Annotated in this window: 12 protein-coding genes, 1 tRNA gene, 3 rRNA genes and 1 riboswitch; of the genes, 15 read left to right on the top strand and 1 reads right to left on the bottom strand. The window is 38.4% G+C overall.

The features are described from left to right. Positions 1–192 precede the first annotated feature (192 nt). From AC6I0I_RS09925 to metK, 6 genes are all read left to right on the top strand, one after another. Positions 193–1,709: ribosomal RNA gene (locus AC6I0I_RS09925) — 16S ribosomal RNA — on the top strand. A 92-nt stretch (positions 1,710–1,801) separates the two neighbouring features. Continuing rightward, positions 1,802–4,695, top strand: a 23S ribosomal RNA gene (locus AC6I0I_RS09920). Between the two features lie 57 nt (positions 4,696–4,752). Beyond that, a 5S ribosomal RNA gene (gene rrf, locus AC6I0I_RS09915) occupies positions 4,753–4,861 on the top strand. The 16S, 23S and 5S rRNA genes sit together here with 1 tRNA gene alongside, the layout of an rRNA operon. A gap of 11 nt (positions 4,862–4,872) precedes the next feature. Further along, positions 4,873–4,946, top strand: a tRNA-Gly gene (locus AC6I0I_RS09910). A gap of 84 nt (positions 4,947–5,030) precedes the next feature. Then, positions 5,031–6,212, top strand: a complete 1,182-nt coding sequence (locus tag AC6I0I_RS09905) for a DNA recombination protein RmuC (RefSeq protein ID WP_161832934.1) — start codon at positions 5,031–5,033, stop codon at positions 6,210–6,212. Between the two features lie 68 nt (positions 6,213–6,280). Then, positions 6,281–6,382, top strand: a riboswitch (SAM riboswitch). A gap of 148 nt (positions 6,383–6,530) precedes the next feature. Beyond that, positions 6,531–7,721, top strand: coding sequence for a methionine adenosyltransferase (gene metK, locus AC6I0I_RS09900; protein WP_161832933.1), 1,191 nt, complete (start codon positions 6,531–6,533; stop codon positions 7,719–7,721). 102 nt (positions 7,722–7,823) lie between these two features. Here metK and AC6I0I_RS09895 read toward each other — a convergent pair whose 3' ends face one another. Continuing rightward, positions 7,824–9,110 (bottom strand): ISL3 family transposase, encoded by a 1,287-nt coding sequence (locus tag AC6I0I_RS09895; protein WP_289461271.1) that lies wholly within the window; start codon positions 9,108–9,110, stop codon positions 7,824–7,826. A gap of 257 nt (positions 9,111–9,367) precedes the next feature. On the opposite strand from AC6I0I_RS09895, the gene AC6I0I_RS09890 reads away from it, so the two are divergent. The 9 genes from AC6I0I_RS09890 to uvrA all read left to right on the top strand — a co-directional run bounded on the left by AC6I0I_RS09890 (position 9,368) and on the right by uvrA (position 23,903). Then, positions 9,368–10,258 carry a diacylglycerol/lipid kinase family protein gene (locus AC6I0I_RS09890; RefSeq protein WP_262950885.1) on the top strand — a complete coding sequence of 297 codons (891 nt, stop codon included), beginning with the start codon at positions 9,368–9,370 and terminating at the stop codon, positions 10,256–10,258. Positions 10,259–10,398: 140 nt separating this feature from the next. Next, a complete protein-coding gene (locus AC6I0I_RS09885) occupies positions 10,399–10,764 on the top strand; it encodes a hypothetical protein (RefSeq protein WP_161832317.1) in 366 nt (121 codons plus the stop codon). A gap of 52 nt (positions 10,765–10,816) precedes the next feature. Continuing rightward, positions 10,817–11,476 carry a B3/B4 domain-containing protein gene (locus AC6I0I_RS09880; RefSeq protein WP_262953683.1) on the top strand — a complete coding sequence of 220 codons (660 nt, stop codon included), beginning with the start codon at positions 10,817–10,819 and terminating at the stop codon, positions 11,474–11,476. A 100-nt stretch (positions 11,477–11,576) separates the two neighbouring features. Further along, a complete protein-coding gene (locus AC6I0I_RS09875) occupies positions 11,577–13,229 on the top strand; it encodes a glutamine--tRNA ligase/YqeY domain fusion protein (RefSeq protein WP_262953682.1) in 1,653 nt (550 codons plus the stop codon). Between the two features lie 301 nt (positions 13,230–13,530). Beyond that, positions 13,531–15,753: a DNA helicase PcrA gene (gene pcrA, locus AC6I0I_RS09870; protein WP_161832320.1), complete on the top strand. Its 2,223-nt coding sequence runs from the start codon at positions 13,531–13,533 to the stop codon at positions 15,751–15,753. A gap of 206 nt (positions 15,754–15,959) precedes the next feature. Continuing rightward, positions 15,960–17,948, top strand: a complete 1,989-nt coding sequence (gene ligA / locus AC6I0I_RS09865; protein WP_262953681.1) for an NAD-dependent DNA ligase LigA — start codon at positions 15,960–15,962, stop codon at positions 17,946–17,948. A 12-nt stretch (positions 17,949–17,960) separates the two neighbouring features. After that, positions 17,961–19,148 (top strand): CamS family sex pheromone protein, encoded by a 1,188-nt coding sequence (locus AC6I0I_RS09860; protein ID WP_262953680.1) that lies wholly within the window; start codon positions 17,961–17,963, stop codon positions 19,146–19,148. Between the two features lie 24 nt (positions 19,149–19,172). After that, entirely contained in the window at positions 19,173–21,038 is a 1,866-nt protein-coding gene (locus AC6I0I_RS09855) for a sensor histidine kinase (RefSeq protein WP_262953679.1), read from the top strand. Positions 21,039–21,062: 24 nt separating this feature from the next. Next, complete coding sequence (gene uvrA, locus AC6I0I_RS09850) at positions 21,063–23,903, top strand: excinuclease ABC subunit UvrA (RefSeq protein ID WP_262953678.1); 2,841 nt, start codon at positions 21,063–21,065, stop codon at positions 23,901–23,903. The last annotated feature ends 182 nt before the right edge of the window (positions 23,904–24,085 follow it).

The raw sequence follows: 24,085 nt of genomic DNA, 5'->3' as shown, positions 1-24,085 counted from the left end.
ATGATAAACTAGAAAAGTCGCCAAGAGAGGCAGACAAGAAATCTTACAAAAAAAGATAAAAAAACATTTGACAAAAAAGTCGAATGTGGTAAGATAAAGAAGTCGCCAAAAGGCGAGAGAAGTTCTTTGAAAACTAAACAGAACGTCAAGAATCATGAGCGAAAGAAATTTCGCAAGCTAAGGAAACAAACAATTATGGAGAGTTTGATCCTGGCTCAGGATGAACGCTGGCGGCGTGCCTAATACATGCAAGTCGAGCGAACCACTTCGGTGGGAAGCGGCGAACGGGTGAGTAACACGTAGGTGATCTGCCCATCAGACGGGGACAACGATTGGAAACGATCGCTAATACCGGATAGGACGAAAGTTTAAAGATGCTCCTGGCATCACTGATGGATGAGCCTGCGGCGCATTAGCTAGTTGGTGGGGTAAAGGCCTACCAAGGCGACGATGCGTAGCCGACCTGAGAGGGTGAACGGCCACACTGGGACTGAGACACGGCCCAGACTCCTACGGGAGGCAGCAGTAGGGAATCTTCGGCAATGGGCGAAAGCCTGACCGAGCAACGCCGCGTGAATGAAGAAGGCCTTCGGGTTGTAAAATTCTGTTATAAGGGAAGAAAGGTGATAGGAGGAAATGACTATCAATTGACGGTACCTTATGAGAAAGCCACGGCTAACTACGTGCCAGCAGCCGCGGTAATACGTAGGTGGCAAGCGTTATCCGGAATTATTGGGCGTAAAGAGCGCGCAGGTGGTTAATTAAGTCTGATGTGAAAGCCCACGGCTTAACCGTGGAGGGTCATTGGAAACTGGTTGACTTGAGTGCAGAAGAGGGAAGTGGAATTCCATGTGTAGCGGTGAAATGCGTAGAGATATGGAGGAACACCAGTGGCGAAGGCGGCTTCCTGGTCTGCAACTGACACTGAGGCGCGAAAGCGTGGGGAGCAAACAGGATTAGATACCCTGGTAGTCCACGCCGTAAACGATGAGTGCTAAGTGTTGGGGGTCGAACCTCAGTGCTGAAGTTAACGCATTAAGCACTCCGCCTGGGGAGTACGGTCGCAAGACTGAAACTCAAAGGAATTGACGGGGACCCGCACAAGCGGTGGAGCATGTGGTTTAATTCGAAGCAACGCGAAGAACCTTACCAGGTCTTGACATACCATTGACGCCTCTAGAGATAGAGGGTTCCCTTCGGGGACAATGGATACAGGTGGTGCATGGTTGTCGTCAGCTCGTGTCGTGAGATGTTGGGTTAAGTCCCGCAACGAGCGCAACCCCTGTCGTTAGTTGCCAGCAGTGAGATGGGGACTCTAACGAGACTGCCAGTGACAAACTGGAGGAAGGTGGGGATGACGTCAAATCATCATGCCCCTTATGACCTGGGCTACACACGTGCTACAATGGTTGGTACAAAGAGAAGCGAAGCGGTGACGTGGAGCAAACCTCATAAAGCCAATCTCAGTTCGGATTGTAGGCTGCAACTCGCCTACATGAAGTTGGAATCGCTAGTAATCGCGAATCAGAATGTCGCGGTGAATACGTTCCCGGGTCTTGTACACACCGCCCGTCACACCACGAGAGTTTACAACACCCGAAGTCAGTGGCCTAACCGCAAGGAGGGAGCTGCCTAAGGTGGGGTAGATGATTGGGGTGAAGTCGTAACAAGGTATCCCTACCGGAAGGTGGGGATGGATCACCTCCTTTCTATGGAGAAAGAGACGTTCTGTTTAGTTTTGGGAGAATTTCGATTTTCCTAGAATTGATCTTTGAAAACTAGATATCTTCTGAAGAAGAAAAGTTAAGTAATAAAGGGCGCACGGAGGATGCCTAGGCACTAGGAGTCGAAGAAGGACGCGACAAACGGCGAAACGCCTCGGGGAGCTGTAAGTAAGCAAAGAGCCGGGGATATCCGAATGGGGAAACCCGCTAGTGGTCATACGCTAGCACCGTATGGTGAATCAATAGCCATAGAGGAGACAGACCCAGGGAACTGAAACATCTAAGTACCTGGAGGAAAAGAAAGAAACATCGATTCCCCAAGTAGCGGCGAGCGAACAGGGAGGAGCCCAAACCGGAGTAATCCGGGGTAGAAGGACCTTCAGAAATGACTGAACATGATAGCCGAATGGTCTGGGAAGGCCAACCGGAGGGGGTGAGAGTCCCGTAGGTGAAATTGTGTGAAGCAGGGAAGGGATCCTGAGTACGGCGGGACACGAGAAATCCCGTCGGAAGCAACGAGGACCATCTCGTAAGGCTAAATACTACCTAGTGACCGATAGTGAACCAGTACCGTGAGGGAAAGGTGAAAAGAACCCCGGAAGGGGAGTGAAAGAGAACCTGAAACCGTGTGCCTACAACTAGTCAGAGCCCGTTAAAGGGTGATGGCGTGCCTTTTGTAGAATGAACCGGCGAGTTACGATATCGTGCAAGGTTAAGTTGAAGAGACGGAGCCGAAGCGAAAGCGAGTCTGAATAGGGCGAGGAGTACGATGTTGTAGACCCGAAACCGTGTGAGCTAGCCATGAGCAGGCTGAAGGTCAGGTAACACTGACTGGAGGGCCGAACCAGGGCACGTTGAAAAGTGCTTGGATGACTTGTGGCTAGGGGTGAAATTCCAATCGAACACGGATATAGCTGGTTCTCTCCGAAATAGCTTTAGGGCTAGCCTCGATAAGAGTCTACTGGAGGTAGAGCACTGAATGGGTGATGGCCCCACCTCGGGGTACTGATCTCAATCAAACTCCGAATGCCAGATAGATATGATCGGGAGTCAGACTGTGGGTGATAAGGTCCATGGTCAAAAGGGAAAGAGCCCAGACCGCCAGCTAAGGCCCCCAAGTGTCCGTTAAGTGGAAAAGGATGTGGAGATGCACAGACAACTAGGAGGTTGGCTTAGAAGCAGCCATCCTTTAAAGAGTGCGTAATAGCTCACTAGTCGAGTGACTCTGCGCCGAAAATGTACCGGGGCTAAACGGACCGCCGAAGCTGCGGATTGACACGAAGTGTCAGTGGTAGGAGAGCGTTCTAACAGCACAGAAGCAGTACCGGAAGGAGCTGTGGAGCGGTTAGAAGTGAGAATGCCGGTGTGAGTAGCGAAAGATAGGTGAGAATCCTATCCATCGAAAGCCTAAGGTTTCCAGGGGAAGGCTCGTCCGCCCTGGGTAAGTCGGGACCTAAGGTGAGGCCGAAAGGCGTAGCCGATGGACAACAGGTAGAGATTCCTGTACCACTTAATAAACTGAAGGAGTGACGGAGAAGGCTAAGTTGAGCGTGTGAATGGATTCACGTGTAAGCAGTGAGGTGGTCATGTAGGCAAATCCGCATGGCGAAACATTGAGCTGTGATGCCGAAAGCCCGAAAGGGTGAAGTCAGCTGATGTCACGCTTCCAAGAAAAGCTTCTAGGGATAATTTATTAGGTGCCCGTACCGATAACCGACACAGGTAGGCGAGGAGAGAATCCTAAGATGAGCGAGAGAACTCTTGTTAAGGAACTCGGCAAAATGACCCCGTAACTTCGGGAGAAGGGGTGCTTGTGAAAGCAAGCCGCAGTGAAAAGGCCCAGGCGACTGTTTATCAAAAACACAGGTCTCTGCTAAACCGCAAGGTGATGTATAGGGGCTGACGCCTGCCCGGTGCTGGAAGGTTAAGAGGAGAGGTTAGCGCAAGCGAAGCTTTGAATTGAAGCCCCAGTAAACGGCGGCCGTAACTATAACGGTCCTAAGGTAGCGAAATTCCTTGTCGGGTAAGTTCCGACCCGCACGAAAGGCGTAACGATCTGGGCGCTGTCTCAACAAGAGACTCGGTGAAATCATAGTACCTGTGAAGATGCAGGTTACCCGCGACAGGACGGAAAGACCCCGTGGAGCTTTACTGTAGCTTGATATTGAGCACTGGTGACACATGTACAGGATAGGTAGGAGACGAAGAGACCAGGACGCCAGTCTTGGAGGAGTCGCTGTTGGGATACTACCCTTGTGTTACTGGGGTTCTAACCCGTGGCCATGAGCTGGTCAGGGGACAGTGTCAGGTGGGCAGTTTGACTGGGGCGGTCGCCTCCCAAAGAGTAACGGAGGCGCCCAAAGGTTCCCTCAGAATGGTTGGAAATCATTCGAAGAGTGTAAAGGCAGAAGGGAGCTTGACTGCGAGACCAACAAGTCGAGCAGGGACGAAAGTCGGGCTTAGTGATCCGGCGGTACCGAATGGAAGGGCCGTCGCTCAACGGATAAAAGCTACCCCGGGGATAACAGGCTGATCTCCCCCAAGAGTTCACATCGACGGGGAGGTTTGGCACCTCGATGTCGGCTCATCGCATCCTGGGGCTGTAGTCGGTCCCAAGGGTTGGGCTGTTCGCCCATTAAAGCGGTACGCGAGCTGGGTTCAGAACGTCGTGAGACAGTTCGGTCCCTATCCGTCGTGGGCGTAGGAAATTTGAGAGGAGCTGTCCTTAGTACGAGAGGACCGGGATGGACACACCGCTGGTGTACCAGTTGTTCTGCCAGGAGCATAGCTGGGTAGCTACGTGTGGAAGGGATAAACGCTGAAAGCATCTAAGCGTGAAGCCCCCCTCAAGATGAGATTTCCCATTCGAAAGAAGTAAGATCCCTTGAAGACGACGAGGTAGATAGGTCAGGAGTGGAAGTTTGGTGACAGATGAAGCGGACTGATACTAATCGATCGAGGACTTAACTAATAAGGAAGTAAGCAGAAGATATCTAGTTTTGTGAGATTGATAAGATCTGACAGAAGGTCTAGTGATAAGGGCAAGGAGGGCACACCTGTTCCCATACCGAACACAGAAGTTAAGCTCCTTAGCGCCGAGGGTAGTACGCAAGTGCGAGAGTAGGACGTCGCTAGGCCATAAAAAAACGCGGGTGTAGTTTAATGGTAGAACTTCAGCCTTCCAAGCTGACTGTGAGAGTTCGATTCTCTTCACCCGCTCCAAATAGCCAATCAACATCCTTTGGGATGTTTTTTTTATATATGTTTATAAGTGATAGGACTAATAGTAAAAGAGGGGATAAGATAATGATTGGGTTATATCTTTTAATAATTATTTTAATTGTATTAGTTGTAATGGGGCTAAGAAATCAAAGTTTAAAGAATAGTGAGCATTCCTATTCGCTTATTGAAAATCAACATAAACAGTTATTGGATGAGCAACAACGTATGGAAAAAAGATTACAACAAGCCAATTTTCAAATGATTGATACGATTGGTCAAAATAATGAACGTATTATCGAAAGATATGCTCAATTTGAACGTACGATACGTGGGCAATTATTACAACATAGTACGATGGTTACGGAGAATTTACAAAAAGATTTTGAACAATTAAATGAACGAATTGAAATAAATTTAACACGTATTAATGATAAAGTGAATGAAAGATTAGACAACTCATTCAATAGAACAAATGAGACATTTCAGAGTATTTTAATGCGATTAGCAAAAATAGATGAGGCTCAAAAAAAAATTGAAAGTTTATCAACAGATATTGTCTCATTACAAAATTTATTAACGGACAAAAAAAGCAGAGGAACTTATGGGGAAATTCAACTCTATCAAATACTTGCCTCAGTTTTCGGAGATAAAAATGATCGGCTTTATCAAATGCAATATCGTCTATCTAATGGAACCATTGTAGATGCTATTTTATTTGCACCCGCTCCATTAGATAATTTACCTATCGATTCAAAATTCCCTTTGGAAAATTATCAACGCATGATGGATCGCAGCTTATCTCAGTTAGAGAGACAGGTAGCCACTAAAAAATTTAAATCTGATGTTAAAAAACATATTGATGACATTGCATTAAAATACGTTCAGGCTGTGGAAACTTCAGATCAGGCGATCATGTTTATGCCAGCCGAGGCTATTTTTGCGGAGATAAATGCATATCATTCCGATTTAATTGATTATGCACAACAAAGAAGGGTCTGGTTGGTATCACCTACTACATTAATGTCCACATTGACCACCATTCAGGTAATTCTAAATAATATTGAGCGTGATCGCCATGCGCTAGTGATTCAGCAAGAACTTAATAAACTAGGAGACGAATTCAAAAGATATAAGGAGAGATGGGATAAGTTAAGTAAACATATCGACACCGTTTCTAAGGATGTAAAAGAAATACATATTACAACTGAAAAAATTGGGACTAGATTTGATTCTATTTCAAATGTCGAGTTAGATTTTAAAGAATAATTTTTACAATTGACAAAATGTGATTTTATACTTATAATGATAGAGAAAATTAAAATATATAGAATATACTCTTATTCAGAGCGATGGAGGCATAGGGGCCTATGAAGTCGCGGCAACCTCCTTATAAAGGAAGGTGCCAACCCAAGCGAGTTTAACTTGAACAATAAGAGGGTTTGAATGAATTAGTTATTCAAGTCCGCTTATGGCGGGCTTTTTTTTATTAACTAAGAATGTTACATGAGTGATGACCCGTTTTATTATCGTTAATGAAGTATTAGGATAGAGTATAGCGTAGCAAAATTAAAGGAGGACATTATAATGTCAGAACGTCGTTTATTTACATCAGAATCTGTAACAGAAGGACATCCAGATAAAATTGCAGACCAAATTTCAGATTCTATTTTAGATGCCATTTTAAGTAAGGATCCGATGGCCCGTGTGGCATGTGAAACATCAGTTACTACTGGATTAGTTTTAGTTTTTGGAGAGATTACTACTTCGTCTTATGTGGATATTCAAAAGGTGGTGCGTGAAACAATTCGTGAAATTGGATATGATCGTGCTAAGTATGGGTTCGATGCCGATACATGTGCTGTACTAACTGCTATTGATGAGCAATCGGGAGATATTGCTATGGGAGTTGACAATGCACTTGAGGCAAGAAATGGTGTTATGACCGATGAGCAGATTGAAGCAATTGGTGCTGGTGATCAAGGTCTGATGTTTGGGTTTGCAACAAATGAAACAGAGGATTATATGCCATTACCTATTTCATTAGCGCATAGATTAGCTCGCCGATTAACAGAGGTACGTAAAAATGGAACATTAGATTATTTAAGACCTGATGGAAAAACACAAGTAACGATCGAATATAATGAAGATGGAAAACCAGTAGCGATAGATACTGTGTTACTTTCAACACAACATTCACCAGAAGTTAGTCATGAGAAAATTGAGTCAGATATAAAAAAATATGTATTTGATGCTGTCTTACCCGAACATTTAGTGACTGATAAGACACGTTATTTAGTTAATCCAACAGGACGTTTTGTTATTGGTGGACCACACGGGGATGCGGGATTAACGGGACGAAAAATTATTGTTGATACTTATGGAGGATATGCTAGACATGGTGGAGGTGCATTTTCTGGAAAAGATGCAACGAAAGTTGACCGATCAGCTGCTTATGCTGCCCGCTATGTAGCGAAAAACTTAGTTGCTGCCGGATATGCAGATAAGATTGAAATACAACTTTCATATGCAATCGGAGTAGCACAGCCTACCTCTATCATGGTAGATACATTTGGAACGGGGAAATTATCCGATGCAAAGATTGTGGAGATTATTCGTCGTAATTTTGACTTACGCCCAGCTGGTATTATTAATATGTTAGATTTAAGAAAACCAATTTATCGAAAAACAGCAGCTTATGGACATTTTGGTCGCAGTGATGTAGACTTTCCTTGGGAGCGTTTAGACAAGGTTGAAGTTTTAAAAGAGCAATTATAATTGTTAAAAAAGAGTCTGGTTAAAAATAGGTTCTTTGTCAAATAGTGTTGCTGATTAATTTGTAACCTGTTACAACGAAAATTCAAATCGAAATCCTAGTAGCTATGCTGCTAGGATTTTCGTTTTAGGCTTTGTTAGATTTTGAACCATGAGAATACGAGATTTAAAGTGATAGAAACTACGATATCCAAAGGCAATACGCTTAATGACCTTAATTTTATTATTAATTCCTTCGATGGGACCATTTGTGTAATGAGTTGAGAGTGTATTTTTAATATAGGATTGATAAGTTTTAAAGGTTTGGAAAGCCGTTTGAAACTCAGGAGAAACAAGCGGATGTTCCGTTTCGAGTAAATGATTAAATCGTTTTAAGTTTTTTGTCTGAAGAGCGAAAAGTAACTCTTGATATAAATCATAGGTTGCTTTTAATTCAGGAGATAAATCAAGTAGAAAGTTTAAGATATCAATTTCACGCATGGGTTGTTTAAAGCAGTAAACTGATCGATAAGTGGTGGTATTAAGTAAAGCGTGAGATTTTAAAAATAAGCGCCAATAACGTTTGAATTTACGACCATGCTTTTTGAACTTTTTCATGAATCGGATTCGAGTTTTGTTCAGTGCACGAGAGAGATGTTGAACGAGATGAAATTTATCAATGATAATTTGGGCATGAGGAAAAAGATCCTTAATGAGGCTGATGTAAGGAGCGTACATATCAATCACAATATTTTTTACTCGATGACGTGCTTCCTTTGTGTATCGTTTAAAATAAGCTTGAAGGGAGTTTAAACGACGATCTTCAACGATATCGATGATTTGTTTTGAGTCAGCATCGCAAAAAATAAAAGACATATGCCCCTCAGCAGACTTAACGGATTTAAATTCATCAAAACAGAGATTTTCAGGTAAATAATTAAGGTTTAAGGTTTGAGATTCATAAAAGCTATGGATGATTCGATTGACGGTTGAATGAGAGACCTGATGGCGACGTGCGATATCACATTCAGAAATTTTATTTTGGGCCTCTAAAGCAATGGCGTGTTTCGTATGATAAGAAATGTAACAGTTCTTTTCAACAATTGAAGTACTTAGTGTAAAAGTAGACTGGCAATGCCCACAATAATAACGCTGTTTTTTTAGGTCTAAGTAGGTATCGTGAAGAGAGACTTTTGGAATGACAATTCGAGAGGTTTTAAATCCATGCTTCTTAAATTTTGAATCAAATAGGGTTCCGCATTTTTGACAATGAGTCGGTTGATACGTAAGAATACCTTTAAAGATAAAGCTAGTAATTCCGTTCAACTTCACTTCCTCAAGATAATCTTCTGAAAATGTAATATTTTTATCTTTAATATTTAAAAGTTTTCTAGTAAAATATGAGTGAGACATTAAATCTTATCCTTTCAATATTGTTTTAGTCGATAACATTGTAACAGGATTGAGACTTGAAGTCTCTTTTTTTTATCCTATGAAAAAAGTGCTGCTTAATCAGCAACACTAAATATTATAGAACCTAAAAATAAAACTAGACTCTTTTTTTGTAGGTTTAATTATAAAATCGTAGGATATAAATTTACATTTTTTATTTAATTGGTGATATAATATAGTATAAAATTACTGTTTGATGTTTGAAAGGATGTGCCTCTGTGCTTAAAAGGTTATTACTTATTATTAATCCTACTTCTGGACGTGGGATGATAAAAGACTACTTATTATTGATCATTAAGGAGTTAAGTTTGGCAGGATATGAGGTAGTTGTATATCCGACTAAGTCCAAAAATGATGCAACCAATAAAATGAAAGAGGCAAAATCCTATGATTTAATTGTTGCCAGTGGAGGGGATGGTACTTTAAATGAGGTTATTACAGGTTTAATTAAAGCAAATGCCAATACACCAATTGCCTACATTCCAACAGGGACAACGAATGATTTTGCTACAACATTGGGGATACCTAAAAATATCCCGCGAGCTGTTAAATTATGTACAGAGGGTAAAATTGCCCCTATTGATATCGGGCAGTTTGATGAAAGATACTTTACATACGTCGCAGCATTTGGAGCGTTTACCGATGTTGCTTATGAAACTCCACAACCTCGTAAAAATATGTTAGGGGGATTAGCATACTTAATAGAGGGGTTATTAAAGTTACCAGCTATTCAATCTTATAAATGTCGAATCACATACAGCGGTGGTGTGATTGAAGGCGATTATATTTTTGGAATGATTTCAAATTCGGATTCTGTTGCGGGAATTAAAAATGCGTTTGGAAATCATGCTGATTTAAGTGATGGCTTATTCGAGGTCACTTTAATTCGTGCCCCTAAAAATTTATTGGATATACACCGAATTTTAACTGATTTTTTAAATACGACGTATGATCCGGAGTATGTAGTTACCCTAAAGACAGATCGGATAACTGTAGAGAGTGAACAAGATGTAAAATGGACGTTAGACGGTGAAGACGGTGGGGTACTAAAAAGTGTACACATTAGAAGCTTACAACACCGCGTTCAAATTTGTTGTCCTAAATTATAATATTATAAAATCTTTAAATTACTAGATGGTGGGGGCCGTCTAATGATTTAAAGATTTTTATTTATACGGGAAAATCTGAATGGAATAAAAGCCCATTGAAAAGACCATTCTATTAGTAATCAGAGTCTTGAGGTGATGAAATGATTGTTACTTTATTTTTAGTACTATCAGTACCTATTTTACTTTTATTTTTCCTTAATCAATTAAGAATTGCACAAATTTCTTTGAATCACTTATTTTCATGGTTAAAGTGGTATGGGCTATGTCTCATTGTTTATTATGTATTATCATCTAACCAGTACTATTTTGATAAAGTCAACTATTTAATGGTAGACGTGGTGAATTTGAGCGTGCTAATTATTATATCATTTGGTATGATTATTTATGTTCATCAATATTGTATTGATAAAGAAAGAGAAAATAAAATGAAAGAACTGGCAATAGCATACGCCCTACTGCAAAAGGAAGAGCAGGAGCGTGAGAATGATTCCCTAAAAAAAGAGTAGGACTATTATTTTATGAGGGATGATTGAATTGGATAACGTGACGGAGGTTTTCATGAGAAAAGTAACTGTAAGTAAGAATTTAAAAGAAAAAGTACCGGGGTATTGTTTAGCAGTGTTATCTTTTGATATCAAAATTGAGTTAACCTCGGATGCTTTAAAAGAAGAGATGACTAATTTAGAGCGTGAAGTGCAACAAATGCTAACGTTAGAAAACCTATTAAAACAACCACGGATTGAGGCTGCACGAGTCGGTTATAGAAGCTTGGGAAAGGATCCTTCTCGTTATCGACTGGCAACAGAGGCCTTGTTACGCCGACTCATAAAGGGAAATGGTTTATATCATATCAATAATGCTGTCGATATTGGAAATATATTATCTGTACGTACTCAAAGAAGTGTAGCAGTACTAGATGAGGATAAAATAATGGGAGATATTTTAATTCGAATTGGGGAAGATGAACCGTATGAGGGAATTGGTCGAGGAAATATAAATATAAAGAATATACCCGTATATTGTGATAAAAAGGGACCCTTTGGTACACCGACGTCGGATACACCTAGAACCCGCATTACGGAAAATACCCATAAGATATTATTGTTTATTACTTCCTTTAACGGTACAGAAGGATTGTTGACTGATGTGGAGTTAGCTAAAGAGCTGTTTTCTAGATTTAGTGTCTCATCAATTTTTTCAGTTGAAATAGTGGAATAAGGTACTATGTAGGACAGACTTATGATATAATTTTAAAATAGATTTTTATACAAAAAATGTTTAATTTTACATTTTTGATATGTAAGCGAGGTGTTTTTTTATGGAAATGATTAATGAAAATTCCAATTTCATTAAGACGATTATGAAGGAAGACTTAGAAAGTGGTAAACATAAAGAAATTATTACACGTTTTCCACCAGAACCAAATGGTTATCTCCATATTGGACATGCAAAAGCCATTTTAACTAACTACTTATTAGCTAAAGAGTTTAATGGAAAAATGAATTTACGTTTTGATGATACAAATCCCGTAAAGGAAGATGAAGAGTTCGTTCAAGGGATTATAAATGATATTAAATGGTTAGGTGTAGAATATAATCAATTATTATTTGCTTCCGATACATTTGAAAAGATGTATGAGCATGCTGTTGAGTTAATCAAAAAAGGGAAGGCATATGTCGATGACCAAACGCCTGAACAAATGCGTGAAAATCGTGGAACCTTAACACAACCGGGAGTAGAATCTCCTTATCGAAATCGTACAGTTGAGGAAAATTTAGAGTTATTTGAGAATATGCGTAACGGGCTTTATAAAGATGGTGAGAAGGTTTTACGTGCTAAAATTGATATGAGTTCTCCGAATATGAATCTTCGTGACCCAGCTATTTATCGTATTTTACATACCTCACATCACAATACAGGGGATAAATGGTGTATCTATCCAATGTATGATTATGCTCATCCACTTGAAGATGCCTTTGAAGGAATTACTCATTCCCTTTGTTCATTAGAGTATGAGGATCATCGTCCATTATATGATTGGGTGATTGAAAATTGTGAGACTGAAGCAAAACCACGACAAATTGAGTTTGCACGTCTTAATATGAAAAATACTATTATGTCTAAGCGATATCTTAAACAGTTAGTGGATGAAGGCGTGGTATCTGGTTGGGATGATCCGCGTATGCCAACAGTAGCCGGATTACGTAGAAGAGGTTATACACCAGAATCAATTACTAATTTTATTCAAGAGGTAGGTCTTTCTAAGGCAGTAAGTACAGTGGATCCTCAAATGTTAGAACACTTTGTGCGAGAGGATTTAAAGTTAAAAGCACCACGTACAATGGCAGTTTTACGCCCATTAAAGGTAGTTATTACTAATTATCCAGAGGGTGAAGTTGAATACCTTGATGCAGAAATTAATCCAGAGGTTCCAGAAATGGGAACACGCAAAATACCTTTTTCACGTGAAATCTATATTGAACAAGAAGATTTCATGGAAAATCCAATTCCAAAATATTTCCGTTTATTCCCTGGAAACGAAGTCCGTTTAAAACATGCTTATTTTATTAAGTGTACAGATGTGATTAAGGATGAGGATGGAAATGTGATTGAGATTCACGCAACTTATGATAAGGATACAAAATCGGGATCAGGATTTACGGGTCGTAAAGTAAAAGGAACAATCCATTGGGTGGATGCGAATCATAATATTCCAGCTGACTTCCATTTATATGAACCGTTACTTATTGAAAATGAAGAAACAGAAGGATTACCATTCTTAGAACGTATCAATAGAAACTCAGAAGAGGTTGTTCATGGTTTTGTAGAAGAAAACATGAAGGATGTAAAAGCGCAAGATAAATTCCAATTTTTCCGCCATGGTTATTTTAATGTTGATCCAAAACGTACTCAAGACGGTAAGTTATCGTTTAATCGTATCGTTTCATTAAAATCAAGCTTCCGTATTTAATTTATTTATTAATTTTAATGAAAAGCTCGTAGATTAAATCTATTTATTTAATCTGCGAGCTTTTTTATGGATAAGAAATGGTTAGGAAAGAAAAAGTTTCATTCTGACATTGCATAAGCTTACTTTATTTTTCCTAGACTAATAGGTAGAGTTAGAATTTTTATTAATATTTTGATAAAACATTAATTAGGGAATGACTGTTTATTTAATTTGAATACTAAAATTGTTATAATAAAACAGATTATGTTTAATAATGTTGAAACTTTGATAGTGCAGATGACTTTTATATAGAGGTGAAATAATGAATCAATTACTACATAATATGAACCCTCAACAGAAAGAGGCAATTTTAACAACTGAGGGACCGCTTTTAGTGATGGCCGGGGCGGGATCTGGGAAAACCCGTGTTTTAACCCATCGAATCGCTTATTTAATGTCGGAAAAGCAGGTTTCTCCTTACAATATTTTGGCGATAACTTTTACGAATAAGGCAGCAAGAGAGATGAAGGAACGCGTAGAAAAACTAATTGGGGAACGCGGAAAAGATGTATGGATTTCTACTTTCCATTCGATGTGTGTTCGTATTCTGAGGAGAGATATTGATTTAATTGGGTACGATTTGAATTTTGGAATTTTAGATGATGCGGATCAATTAAGTGTGATAAAGACTGTAATGGAAGATTTAAATCTTGATCCTAAGAGACAATCTCCAAAATATTTTTTATCTCAAATTAGTAACGCTAAAAACGAACTTAAATCTCCACGTGATTTGAGCAAAGAATTTGAAAATGAAGACGTAATTCGTGTATATGAAAGATATCAACAGATTTTATTTAAAAATAATCGTGTTGATTTTGATGATTTATTAGTGCTTACGGTCCACTTATTTGAAAAGCATCCGGAAGTGTTAACATTTTATCAAAATAAGTTTCAGTATATTCACATTGATGAGTACCAAGATACGAATAATGCACAATATCAAATTGTTTCATTATTGGCTCAAAAGTTCAGAAACATCTGCGTCGTTGGCGATTCGGATCAATCTATCTACAGTTGGCGCGGAGCAAATATTGAAAATATTTTATCATTTGAACACGATTATCCTGATGCAAAGGTTGTATTATTAGAGCAAAATTATCGTTCAAAGCAGATGATTCTTAATGCAGCAAATGATGTGATTCAAAATAATAGTGGCCGCCTGGACAAAAGATTATGGTCCGATCGTGGTGAGGGGAATCAAATTGAATATTATCGAGCGCTAGATGGGGATGTTGAGGCAACCTATATCGCGGATAAAATTTCATATATGCGCCGAGATAGTTATGATTATCATGATTTCGCTATTTTATATCGCACAAATTCACAATCACGAGCGATTGAACAGGCATTTTTAAGACAAAATATTCCGTATCGTTTAATAGGAGGACAGAGTTATTTTAAACGAAAAGAGATTAAAGATTTAATGGCTTATTTACGTTTAATTTGTAATCCTGATGATGATTTATCATTTAAACGTATCGTCAATGAGCCTAAGCGTGGAATTGGTGCAGCTTCAATTGAAAAATTAACTCAGTTTGCGAATGAGGCCGAATTATCATTAATGGCTTCAATTGATGAGGTTGACAACGGCATTGCCCGAGCAACTTTAAATAAATTTATTGATTTTAAACAGATGATTTATATGCTACGTTCTCAAATCGAAGCTTACTCTATCGCGGAATTCATTGATTTAGTTTTAAGACAAACTGGATATTTAGAGATGCTTGAAAATGAAAACACGATTGAGGCGGATAGCCGTATTGATAACTTAGGTGAGTTTCAATCGATGGCGACCCAGTTTGAAGAGGTAGATTTAAATGAAATTTTGGCTGAGGAAGAGAGTGAGGAACGCGCTGATGAACTCTCAACTATGACTAAACTTGTCATATTACTTAATGATTTAATGCTTCAAACCGATACCGAAACGGAAGAGGAGGCAAATGAATCCAAAGTTACCTTAATGACGATTCACGCGGCTAAGGGATTAGAGTTTCCAGTTGTGTTTATTTGCGGATTTGAAGATGGAATTTTCCCATTACATTCGGCTTTAGAACAAGGAGGAGACGAACTTGAAGAAGAGCGACGGTTAGCATACGTAGCTATTACTCGTGCGGAAGACATTTTATTTATTACAAATGCACAAAGTCGCTATCAGTATGGTCGACGTTCCGCAAATCGAGAATCGATGTTTATTCATGAAATATCTGATAAGTATTTAAATAAAACAGGAATCGAAACTCGTTCAAAACGCCCATCATTTACGTTACAGGAAGCATTAGATAATAGAAGTCCGAAAAAGACTATCCAAACGATAACCCTCACAACAGATTCATCTTGGAAAAGCGGGGATAAGGTTTTACATGATAGTTTTGGAGAAGGAGTCGTTGTCGGAGTTAAAGGTGAAATTGTTTCGATTGCATTTAGTTCCCCACATGGGATAAAAAAATTAATGGGATCACATCCCGCTTTGAAAAAACGAGGATAAGGCATATAATCAACCTAAATGTATCCGGGTGTATCTGTAGGGAGGATAACCTTATATAGGTATAAATCATTATTTTTAATAGGGTATAGACTGAGTAAGTTTTTATTGAAATCACGTTTTTACTTAATAGGGGGAAATAGGATAATTGAACGCCACTAGGATAGATAGAAATTAAAGAATATTATTTTTGATTGGAGGATTTAATGATGTTGAAGCAGCGTGTGGAAGAGTTAACAAAGCTATTAAATCAATATAACACAGAGTATTATGTCTTCGATAATCCAAGTGTTAGCGATCGCGAGTATGACCGGCTTTTACAGGAATTAATTGAAATAGAACAAAAAAACCCTGAACTTAAGACTCCAACATCCCCGACAGTGCGTGTTGGAGGCGCCGTTTTAGAAGGTTTTGATAAAGTGTTACATACGAATCCAATGTTGTCGTTAGGAAATGCTTTTAATGAAGGTGATTTAAGAGAATTTGATTCACGGATAAGGAAAGTGACGCCTAATATTAATTATGTTTGTGAATTAAAGATTGATGGGTTAGCAGTGACACTTCATTATGAGAATGGCCAGTTTGTTCGCGGTGCGACACGTGGGGACGGGACAACTGGAGAGGATATTAGTGAAAACTTAAAAACGATTCGGGCGATTCCGTTAACGATACCTTATAGTGATTTATTGGAGGTTCGTGGAGAAGCGTATATGTCAAAAGAGACGCTAGAAAAGTTAAATAAGCGCCGTGCGCAGAATGGAGAAGAGTTATTCGCCAATCCCCGTAATGCGGCTGCAGGGTCACTACGACAATTAGATTCTAAAGTGACGTCTAAACGTGAATTAAGTATGTTTTGTTATGCTGTGCCTAGTGCTAAACAATTAGGATGTAAAACGCATGCTGAAAGTTTAGATAAAATTAAGGAAATGGGATTTAATGTTAATCCAAATTATGAAGTATGCCAGTCTATTGATGAAGTATTAGCGTATATTGAAAAGTGGTCTACGATGAGAACGGAATTACCTTATGATATTGATGGAATTGTGATTAAAGTGAATCAATTGGATGATCAGGAGATTTTAGGTAATACGGTTAAAAGTCCTAGATGGGCCATTGCATATAAGTTTCCTGCCGAGGAGGTTGAGACTGTCTTAAAAGATATTATTTTTACAGTTGGTCGAACGGGGATGGTGACGCCTAATGCCGTGTTAGAGCCTGTTCGTGTAGCGGGAACACGGGTAAGTCGTGCGACGTTACATAATGAGGATTATGTAAAGGAACGTGACATTCGCGTTAATGATCGTGTAATTATTCGGAAGGCAGGGGAAATAATTCCTGAAGTAGTGAAGCCTTTAATCGAAGAAAGAAACGGTGATGAGGTACCTTTTGAGATGATTCATGAATGTCCACGCTGTGGAAGTGTTCTAGTTCGCGAGGAAAATGAGGCGGATTACTATTGTTTAAACATTGACTGCCCGGCACGTATTGTGGAAAGTTTATGCCACTTTGTATCACGTAATGCGATGAATATTGATGGATTAGGGATTAAGGTAGTACAGCAATTATATGAGCAACAGTTAATAAAAAATGTGGCCGACATTTATAAACTAGAGCGAAATCAGTTATTACCGCTTGAACGTATGGGCGAGAAAAAGGTCTCGAATTTATTAGCGGCTATTGAAAATAGTAAACAGAATAGTTTAGAACGGTTATTGTTCGGATTAGGAATTCGTCATGTGGGGAGTAAAACGGCTAAAGTTTTGGCAACTCACTTTGAAGAGATAGATAAATTAATAGGGGCCACTTTCGAAGATTTTAAAGGAATACCTGAGATTGGTGAAGTTATTTCAAAGAGCGTTATTCATTACTTTGCGGATGAATCAAATAAAATGTTGATCGAAGAATTAAAGACATTAGGATTAAATACGCTTTATACAGGAAATAAATTAGTGGCTAATACGCAGGAAAGTGCCTTCTACGGAAAAAGCGTGGTGTTGACTGGAACATTGACAACCTTATCGCGTAAGGAAGCGAGTATGAAGTTGGAGGAATTAGGGGCAAGAGTTTCAGGAAGTGTAAGTGCTAAAACAGATTTCTTAGTTGCAGGTGAGAAAAGTGGTTCAAAGCTTAAAAAGGCACAGGAGCTTGGAATCACGGTGATTGATGAAGAAACGATGTTAAAAATGATTGGTGAATAGGAGGGGTATACAATGAAATTAAAACGCGGATTTTTGTTAGCTGTTATCTGTTGTTTAGTTGTTTTGGTGGGGTGTTCTGCGCCCCCAACACCTAAGGTAGAAGAAGGGGGTTCAGAAGATGATTCCATGAAACGCCAACTCTTGTCTAACGAGGCAACGGCGGAATATTATCGGACGATGCTTCCCTATAAGACAAGTCCAACGAGGGGATTAGTTTATTCACGATATTCTAAAATGAATAACCGTTATGATATTGACGCATTTGAACTTGCCTTAATGCGAGAATCACAATCATATTTTTCTCCAGATCAAGTCTATTTCCAAGAAGGGCAAAACCTGACAAAAGCGATGGTTCAACGACTCTTATCTAAACGTTTAACCGAGGCGGAATTAGCTCAAGAATTAGAAGTAGACGCTAATTATAAGGATATCGGGTTAAATCCTACGAAAGATGAGGGAATTAATATTGATGGAATGGATGTCAATCCTGTTTACCTAGCATATTTACTTGAACAGGATTACGTGGTGACAAAAGATGAGAATACGGTTCTCGAAGGGGTAACCATAGGGTTAGCTTTAAATCCTTATCAAAATTGGAAAAATGAATTAGGTTACGATCAGACGATTGTATTGGATGAAGAAGCCTTAATTGAAAAAGGAAAAGAGATTGCTACTAGATTAATAGATATTCTCAGACAGGAAGAAGCTTTCAAGGATGTTCCAATTATGATTGGCTTATTTATCGTTCAAGAGGAAAGTGCGGTAACGCCAGGACATATGGTGGCGAAGACTTTAGTTGGTAAAAATAGTTCAACGATAAAAAATTGGGAATCAGTGAATGAGAAGTATTATTTGTTACCAGATAGCGCGATATTGGCGGTAGATGCTAACTTATCTAATCAGTTTAGTTCCTTTAAAGATACGATTAAAGAATATTATCCACATTATTATGGAGTCATAGGTCTTGCTCATGTTTTAAATAATAAAGTAGATAATTTGGAGATTATTATTAATATAGATTTTTATGGTTTAGCCGAAAAATTGTCTTTTCACCAGTTAGTGGCTCAGTTAATTCCCGATTCTTTTTCATCGGACTATGACATTGATGTGGTCATTCGTTCTAGTGATGAAATTTATGGAATATTAAAAAAATCAGCTAATGAACGCGAGGTAACATTAAAACTTACAGGTTGGAAATAAAGGATTATTTAGGAAGAGGTTAAAATGAAAAAATTATTTTGGCGTATAACAATGACGTTTTGGGTTCTATTCGGAATCGTTGTCGTCTCTTTTACGCTAACTTTCTATTGGAATTATGAAAAAATTTATTCTCAAAAATTGTTAGAGATTGATAGAGACGTTAATAAAATAGGAACTCAAATAGATCGTAATATCGTTTCATATGAACGGTTGCTTAAAACAGAGGAGTATAAACTTTTAACATTAACCGAAGATAATTTAAGGGTGTTGGAATCCTTAAATGATGAAGCACGTCATCAACTAATGAAGGATGGGGGTTTTGTAGAGTCTGACGATTTATTTGAATCTGCGTACCTAAGTGCGATTAATAGTATGAATGATATCTTACAAAAAAATCGGGAACTTTACGTGGACGATCATCGAGTATTAGATTTTCAAATCGTACCGATATTCGATCAGGGATATTCGGATGTTATGTCTAATAACTATCCAGAAGGGACTGAAACAATTAAGGTAGGTGATGCCCTTTATCTGGTCAATGATAAATTTGCGGATAAACGGAATTGGACAATCTACAAGCTTATCGAAAGTCAAGGAATATTATTTGGGTATATAAAATTATCAGTTGTATCGATTGGTCCGGGTACGTATGGGATTAATAGTGATCAGATTGTTGAAATGATTTATTATATTGGTAATAATCAATATATCGACGAAGAATTACCTACAAAGTTAAGTTCCCGAATTAAGGAATCAAATTTTGAGGAAGCATCTCAGTTATTAAAGGATAATGGGTATTATACGAATCGGTATATTTCATCCAAAAATAATATTAAAATGATTTATTACGTTGCCAATAAAGATTTAAGGAAAGCTATATTGAGGGAAACAATTAGTCTATTTGAATTTAGTACAATTTTGTTAACTTTACTATTTTTCTTTGCAGCGTATACATTATTTATCGTAATTATTAAGCCATGTTATTTATTAATTGAATACGTTGAACGTTGTGGAAATGGGGATTATTCTATGCCACCTAGAATTAATCCAGCATGGAAGACATCATTCTTAATGGTCCGTAATGCTTATTTAGAAAATGAACGCTTATTAAAGGTTAAGGATAATCAAAGTCAGGAATTAGAGCTTGCTTGGCAACGGTCCTTGCTCGCTAGCCAGGCGAAGACGTTGTTTTTAGCTAAAGTGTCTCATGAATTAAAAACGCCATTAAATGCGATTAAAGGTTATGTACAGTTATTGAAGTTAAGTATTGAGCAACCTAAGCAAAGAAAACAATTAGAAATTATTGAACATTCGAGTGATATTTTATTAAAGCATGTTAATGAATTATTAGACTTTTCAATGATCGAGGATGGAAAGGTGAAACTTACGGTTACGCAAATTAATGTTTTCCACATGGTAGACACTATTAAAGAGCTATTTTTTGTAGAAACAGCCAATAAGGGAATTAAGTTTATTGTGAATACGGATTCGACGATTCCAACTGAATTGTACGGTGATGAGGGACGAATTAAACAGATTATTATCAATTTAGTTTCAAATGCGATTAAGTTCACTGAGCAGGGAGAAATCAGGATTGACCTTACCTTGGATTATCAAAATGAATCAGATGCCTATTTAAGTATTAAGGTTACGGATACTGGAAAAGGAATAGCCCCAGATAAATTAGAATCGATTTTTGAGGCATTTACTCAAGAGAATAATACGATATCAAGACGTTTCGGTGGAACAGGCTTAGGATTAAGTATTTCAAAAAGATTAGCTGAGGCAATGGGGGGACGGTTAACCGTTGAAAGTACGGTTGATATTGGATCAACGTTTACTCTATTTTTACCACTTTCGAAATCTTTAGTGGAAGAGCAAGACATTTAACGTAAATGCACGAGGTGACTAATCATGAATGACAAAATTATTGTAAAAGGTGCACGTGAACAGAATTTAAAAAATATTGATGTTGAAATCCCACGTAATCAGTTAGTTGTATTGACTGGTTTATCGGGGTCTGGAAAGTCCTCTCTTGCATTTGAAACAATTTATGCTGAGGGACAAAGGCGTTATGTAGAGAGTTTATCAGCCTATGCAAGACAGTTTTTAGGTAATATGGAAAAACCGGATGTTGATTCAATTGAAGGGTTGTCTCCGGCTATTTCGATTGATCAAAAGACGACGAATCGTAATCCAAGATCAACCGTCGGAACTGTAACGGAAATCTATGATTATCTTCGCTTATTGTTTGCAAGGATTGGTAAACCCACTTGTCCTGTTCATGGAATTGAGATACAGGCGCAATCGATTGAGCAAATGGTTGATCGCCTATATCAGTACGAGGAACGGACAAGAATGCAAATTTTAGCTCCCGTTATTGTCGGTAAAAAGGGTAGTCACGTCAAAACGCTTGAAGGATTAAAAAAAGATGGATATGTACGTGTACGTGTTGACGGAGAGATGCTGGATTTAGATGATGAAATTAAGTTAAATAAAAATAAAAAGCATACGATTGAGGTTATCGTTGACCGCATTTCATTAAAGCCAGATACTCGTTCAAGGGTTGCGGATTCATTAGAAACTGCTTTGAAACTTGGAGCAGGTAAAGTATTAATTGATGTTGTAGGCCGTGAAGAATTAATCTTTAGTGAGCACTTTTCGTGTCCTTATTGTGATTTCTCCGTCGATGAACTTGAGCCGCGCATGTTCTCATTTAATTCTCCTTTTGGTGCTTGTCCTGAGTGTAGTGGCCTAGGGGTACAAAAGAAAATTGATATTGACCTATTAGTCCCAGATCAGCGATTATCTATTAGTCAAGGGGCTATTCGTGGATGGGAAAAAGAAGAAACTCATGGGCGTAAGTTATTAGATACCGTATGTCAACATTATGGGATTGATTTAGATAAACCATTTGAAGAATTGAGTGACGAGGAAAAGAACATTATTTTTTATGGAACATCAGAGCCTATTCATTTTCAACTTCAATCAGAGAGTGGAGTTAAACATGAGAAGGTGGATACTTACGAAGGGGTTATTAACAATTTAGAACGAAGATATATGGAAACGAGCTCTTCATTTATGCGGGAATGGATTGAAGGGTTTATGTCTGAATTAAAATGTAATAGATGTCATGGAAAACGACTCTCTGAACAAGCATTATCCGTATTAATTGATGGAAAAAATATTGATGACTTTACGGAATTATCGATTCAGGAAGCTTTAGATTTTATTCAGGAGTTAAGGTTAAGTGAAAAGGATTTAAAGATTGCCCATTTAATTTTAAAAGAGATTAAGGAGCGTTTGCTCTTCTTAGTTAATGTTGGTTTAGATTATTTAACTTTAAATCGTTCCGCGGGTTCCCTGTCAGGAGGAGAAGCTCAAAGGATTCGATTAGCTACTCAAATTGGGTCACGCCTATCAGGAGTTTTGTATGTGTTAGATGAACCTTCTATTGGTCTTCACCAGCGGGATAATGATCGATTAATTGATACCCTAAAGTCCATGCGGGATTTAGGAAATACGTTAATTGTTGTTGAGCATGATGAAGATACGATGATGGCGTGTGACTATTTAATCGATATCGGTCCCGGTGCAGGAATACACGGTGGGGAAATCGTAGCTCAGGGAACACCAGAAGAAGTTATGCAAAATGATCATTCAATTACAGGTCAGTATTTGAGCGGTAAAAAGCAAATCTATTTACCAAAGGAACGTCGAAAAGGAAATGGACAATTTATAGAGATAAAGGGTGCAAAGGAAAACAATCTTAAAAATATTAACCTAAAAATTCCGATGGGAATTTTAAATGTGGTGACGGGCGTATCAGGGTCAGGAAAATCAACGCTTATTAATGATATATTATATCGTTCCATTGCCTCTAAGCTTTATCGGATTAAGGATAAGCCGGGTGAACATAAGGAGTTAAAGGGCATGGAGTATATTGATAAAATCATTGATATTGATCAATCACCGATTGGTCGAACGCCACGTTCAAATCCTGCCACTTATACGGGAGTTTTTGATGATATTAGAGATCTTTTTGCGTCAACTAATGAGGCAAAGGTTCGAGGATATCAAAAAGGCCGTTTTTCGTTTAATGTGAAAGGCGGAAGATGCGAATCTTGTCATGGCGATGGCGTATTAAAAATTGAAATGCATTTTCTACCAGATGTTTATGTGCCTTGTGAAGTTTGCCATGGAAAACGTTACAATCGTGAGACACTTGTGGTTACCTATAGAGGAAAAAATATATCAGATGTATTAGATATGACAGTCGAGGATGCTTATATATTTTTTGAACATCATCCGAAAATAGCACGAAAATTAAAAACACTTTCTGATGTAGGATTAGGTTATTTAAAATTAGGACAGCCTGCATCGACCCTATCTGGGGGAGAAGCACAACGTGTGAAATTAGCATCCGAATTACATCGTCGTATTACGGATAAAACGGTTTATATTTTGGATGAACCGACCACGGGGTTACATATCGAGGATGTGAAAAGACTGTTAAAAGTTTTAAATCGCATGATTGACGAAGGTGCAACGATTGTTGTGATTGAGCACAATTTAGATGTTATCAAAATGGCTGATTATATTATTGATTTAGGTCCAGAAGGCGGAACAAGGGGCGGAACTATTGTGGCTAAAGGAACCCCGGAAGAGGTGGCTAAGGTACCAGAATCATATACGGGTAAATACTTAAATAAAATTTTAGTACGTGATCGGGAAAGACAAAAAAATCTTAGTTAATTAACGAGACTAGGATTAGTCTTACGGTGTATTTGGTGTTTTAGTAACATTGGATAAGATAAATTTTTAAATTTATATATAGATATGGATTGTTGTTCCCATCTAATTTTTTATGCTAGATAGGCAATCCTACTTACTTGAAGTAACCACACTAGGCAGTTCGATTTGAATTGTAGAAGAAA

It is taken from the genome of Turicibacter sp. St.80E1, from assembly GCF_059728495.1.
Note: the sequence above shows the minus strand (reverse complement) of the source record. Positions and strands in the feature narration are given on the sequence as shown.

Coding starts and splice junctions, on each gene's coding strand:
- AC6I0I_RS09905 (WP_161832934.1), top strand. CDS start 5,031: ATGATTGGGTTATATCTTTTAATAATTATTTTAATTGTATTAGTTGTA.
- metK (WP_161832933.1), top strand. CDS start 6,531: ATGTCAGAACGTCGTTTATTTACATCAGAATCTGTAACAGAAGGACAT.
- AC6I0I_RS09895 (WP_289461271.1), bottom strand. CDS start 9,110: ATGTCTCACTCATATTTTACTAGAAAACTTTTAAATATTAAAGATAAA.
- AC6I0I_RS09885 (WP_161832317.1), top strand. CDS start 10,399: ATGATTGTTACTTTATTTTTAGTACTATCAGTACCTATTTTACTTTTA.
- AC6I0I_RS09880 (WP_262953683.1), top strand. CDS start 10,817: ATGAGAAAAGTAACTGTAAGTAAGAATTTAAAAGAAAAAGTACCGGGG.
- AC6I0I_RS09875 (WP_262953682.1), top strand. CDS start 11,577: ATGGAAATGATTAATGAAAATTCCAATTTCATTAAGACGATTATGAAG.
- pcrA (WP_161832320.1), top strand. CDS start 13,531: ATGAATCAATTACTACATAATATGAACCCTCAACAGAAAGAGGCAATT.
- ligA (WP_262953681.1), top strand. CDS start 15,960: ATGTTGAAGCAGCGTGTGGAAGAGTTAACAAAGCTATTAAATCAATAT.
- AC6I0I_RS09860 (WP_262953680.1), top strand. CDS start 17,961: ATGAAATTAAAACGCGGATTTTTGTTAGCTGTTATCTGTTGTTTAGTT.
- AC6I0I_RS09855 (WP_262953679.1), top strand. CDS start 19,173: ATGAAAAAATTATTTTGGCGTATAACAATGACGTTTTGGGTTCTATTC.
- uvrA (WP_262953678.1), top strand. CDS start 21,063: ATGAATGACAAAATTATTGTAAAAGGTGCACGTGAACAGAATTTAAAA.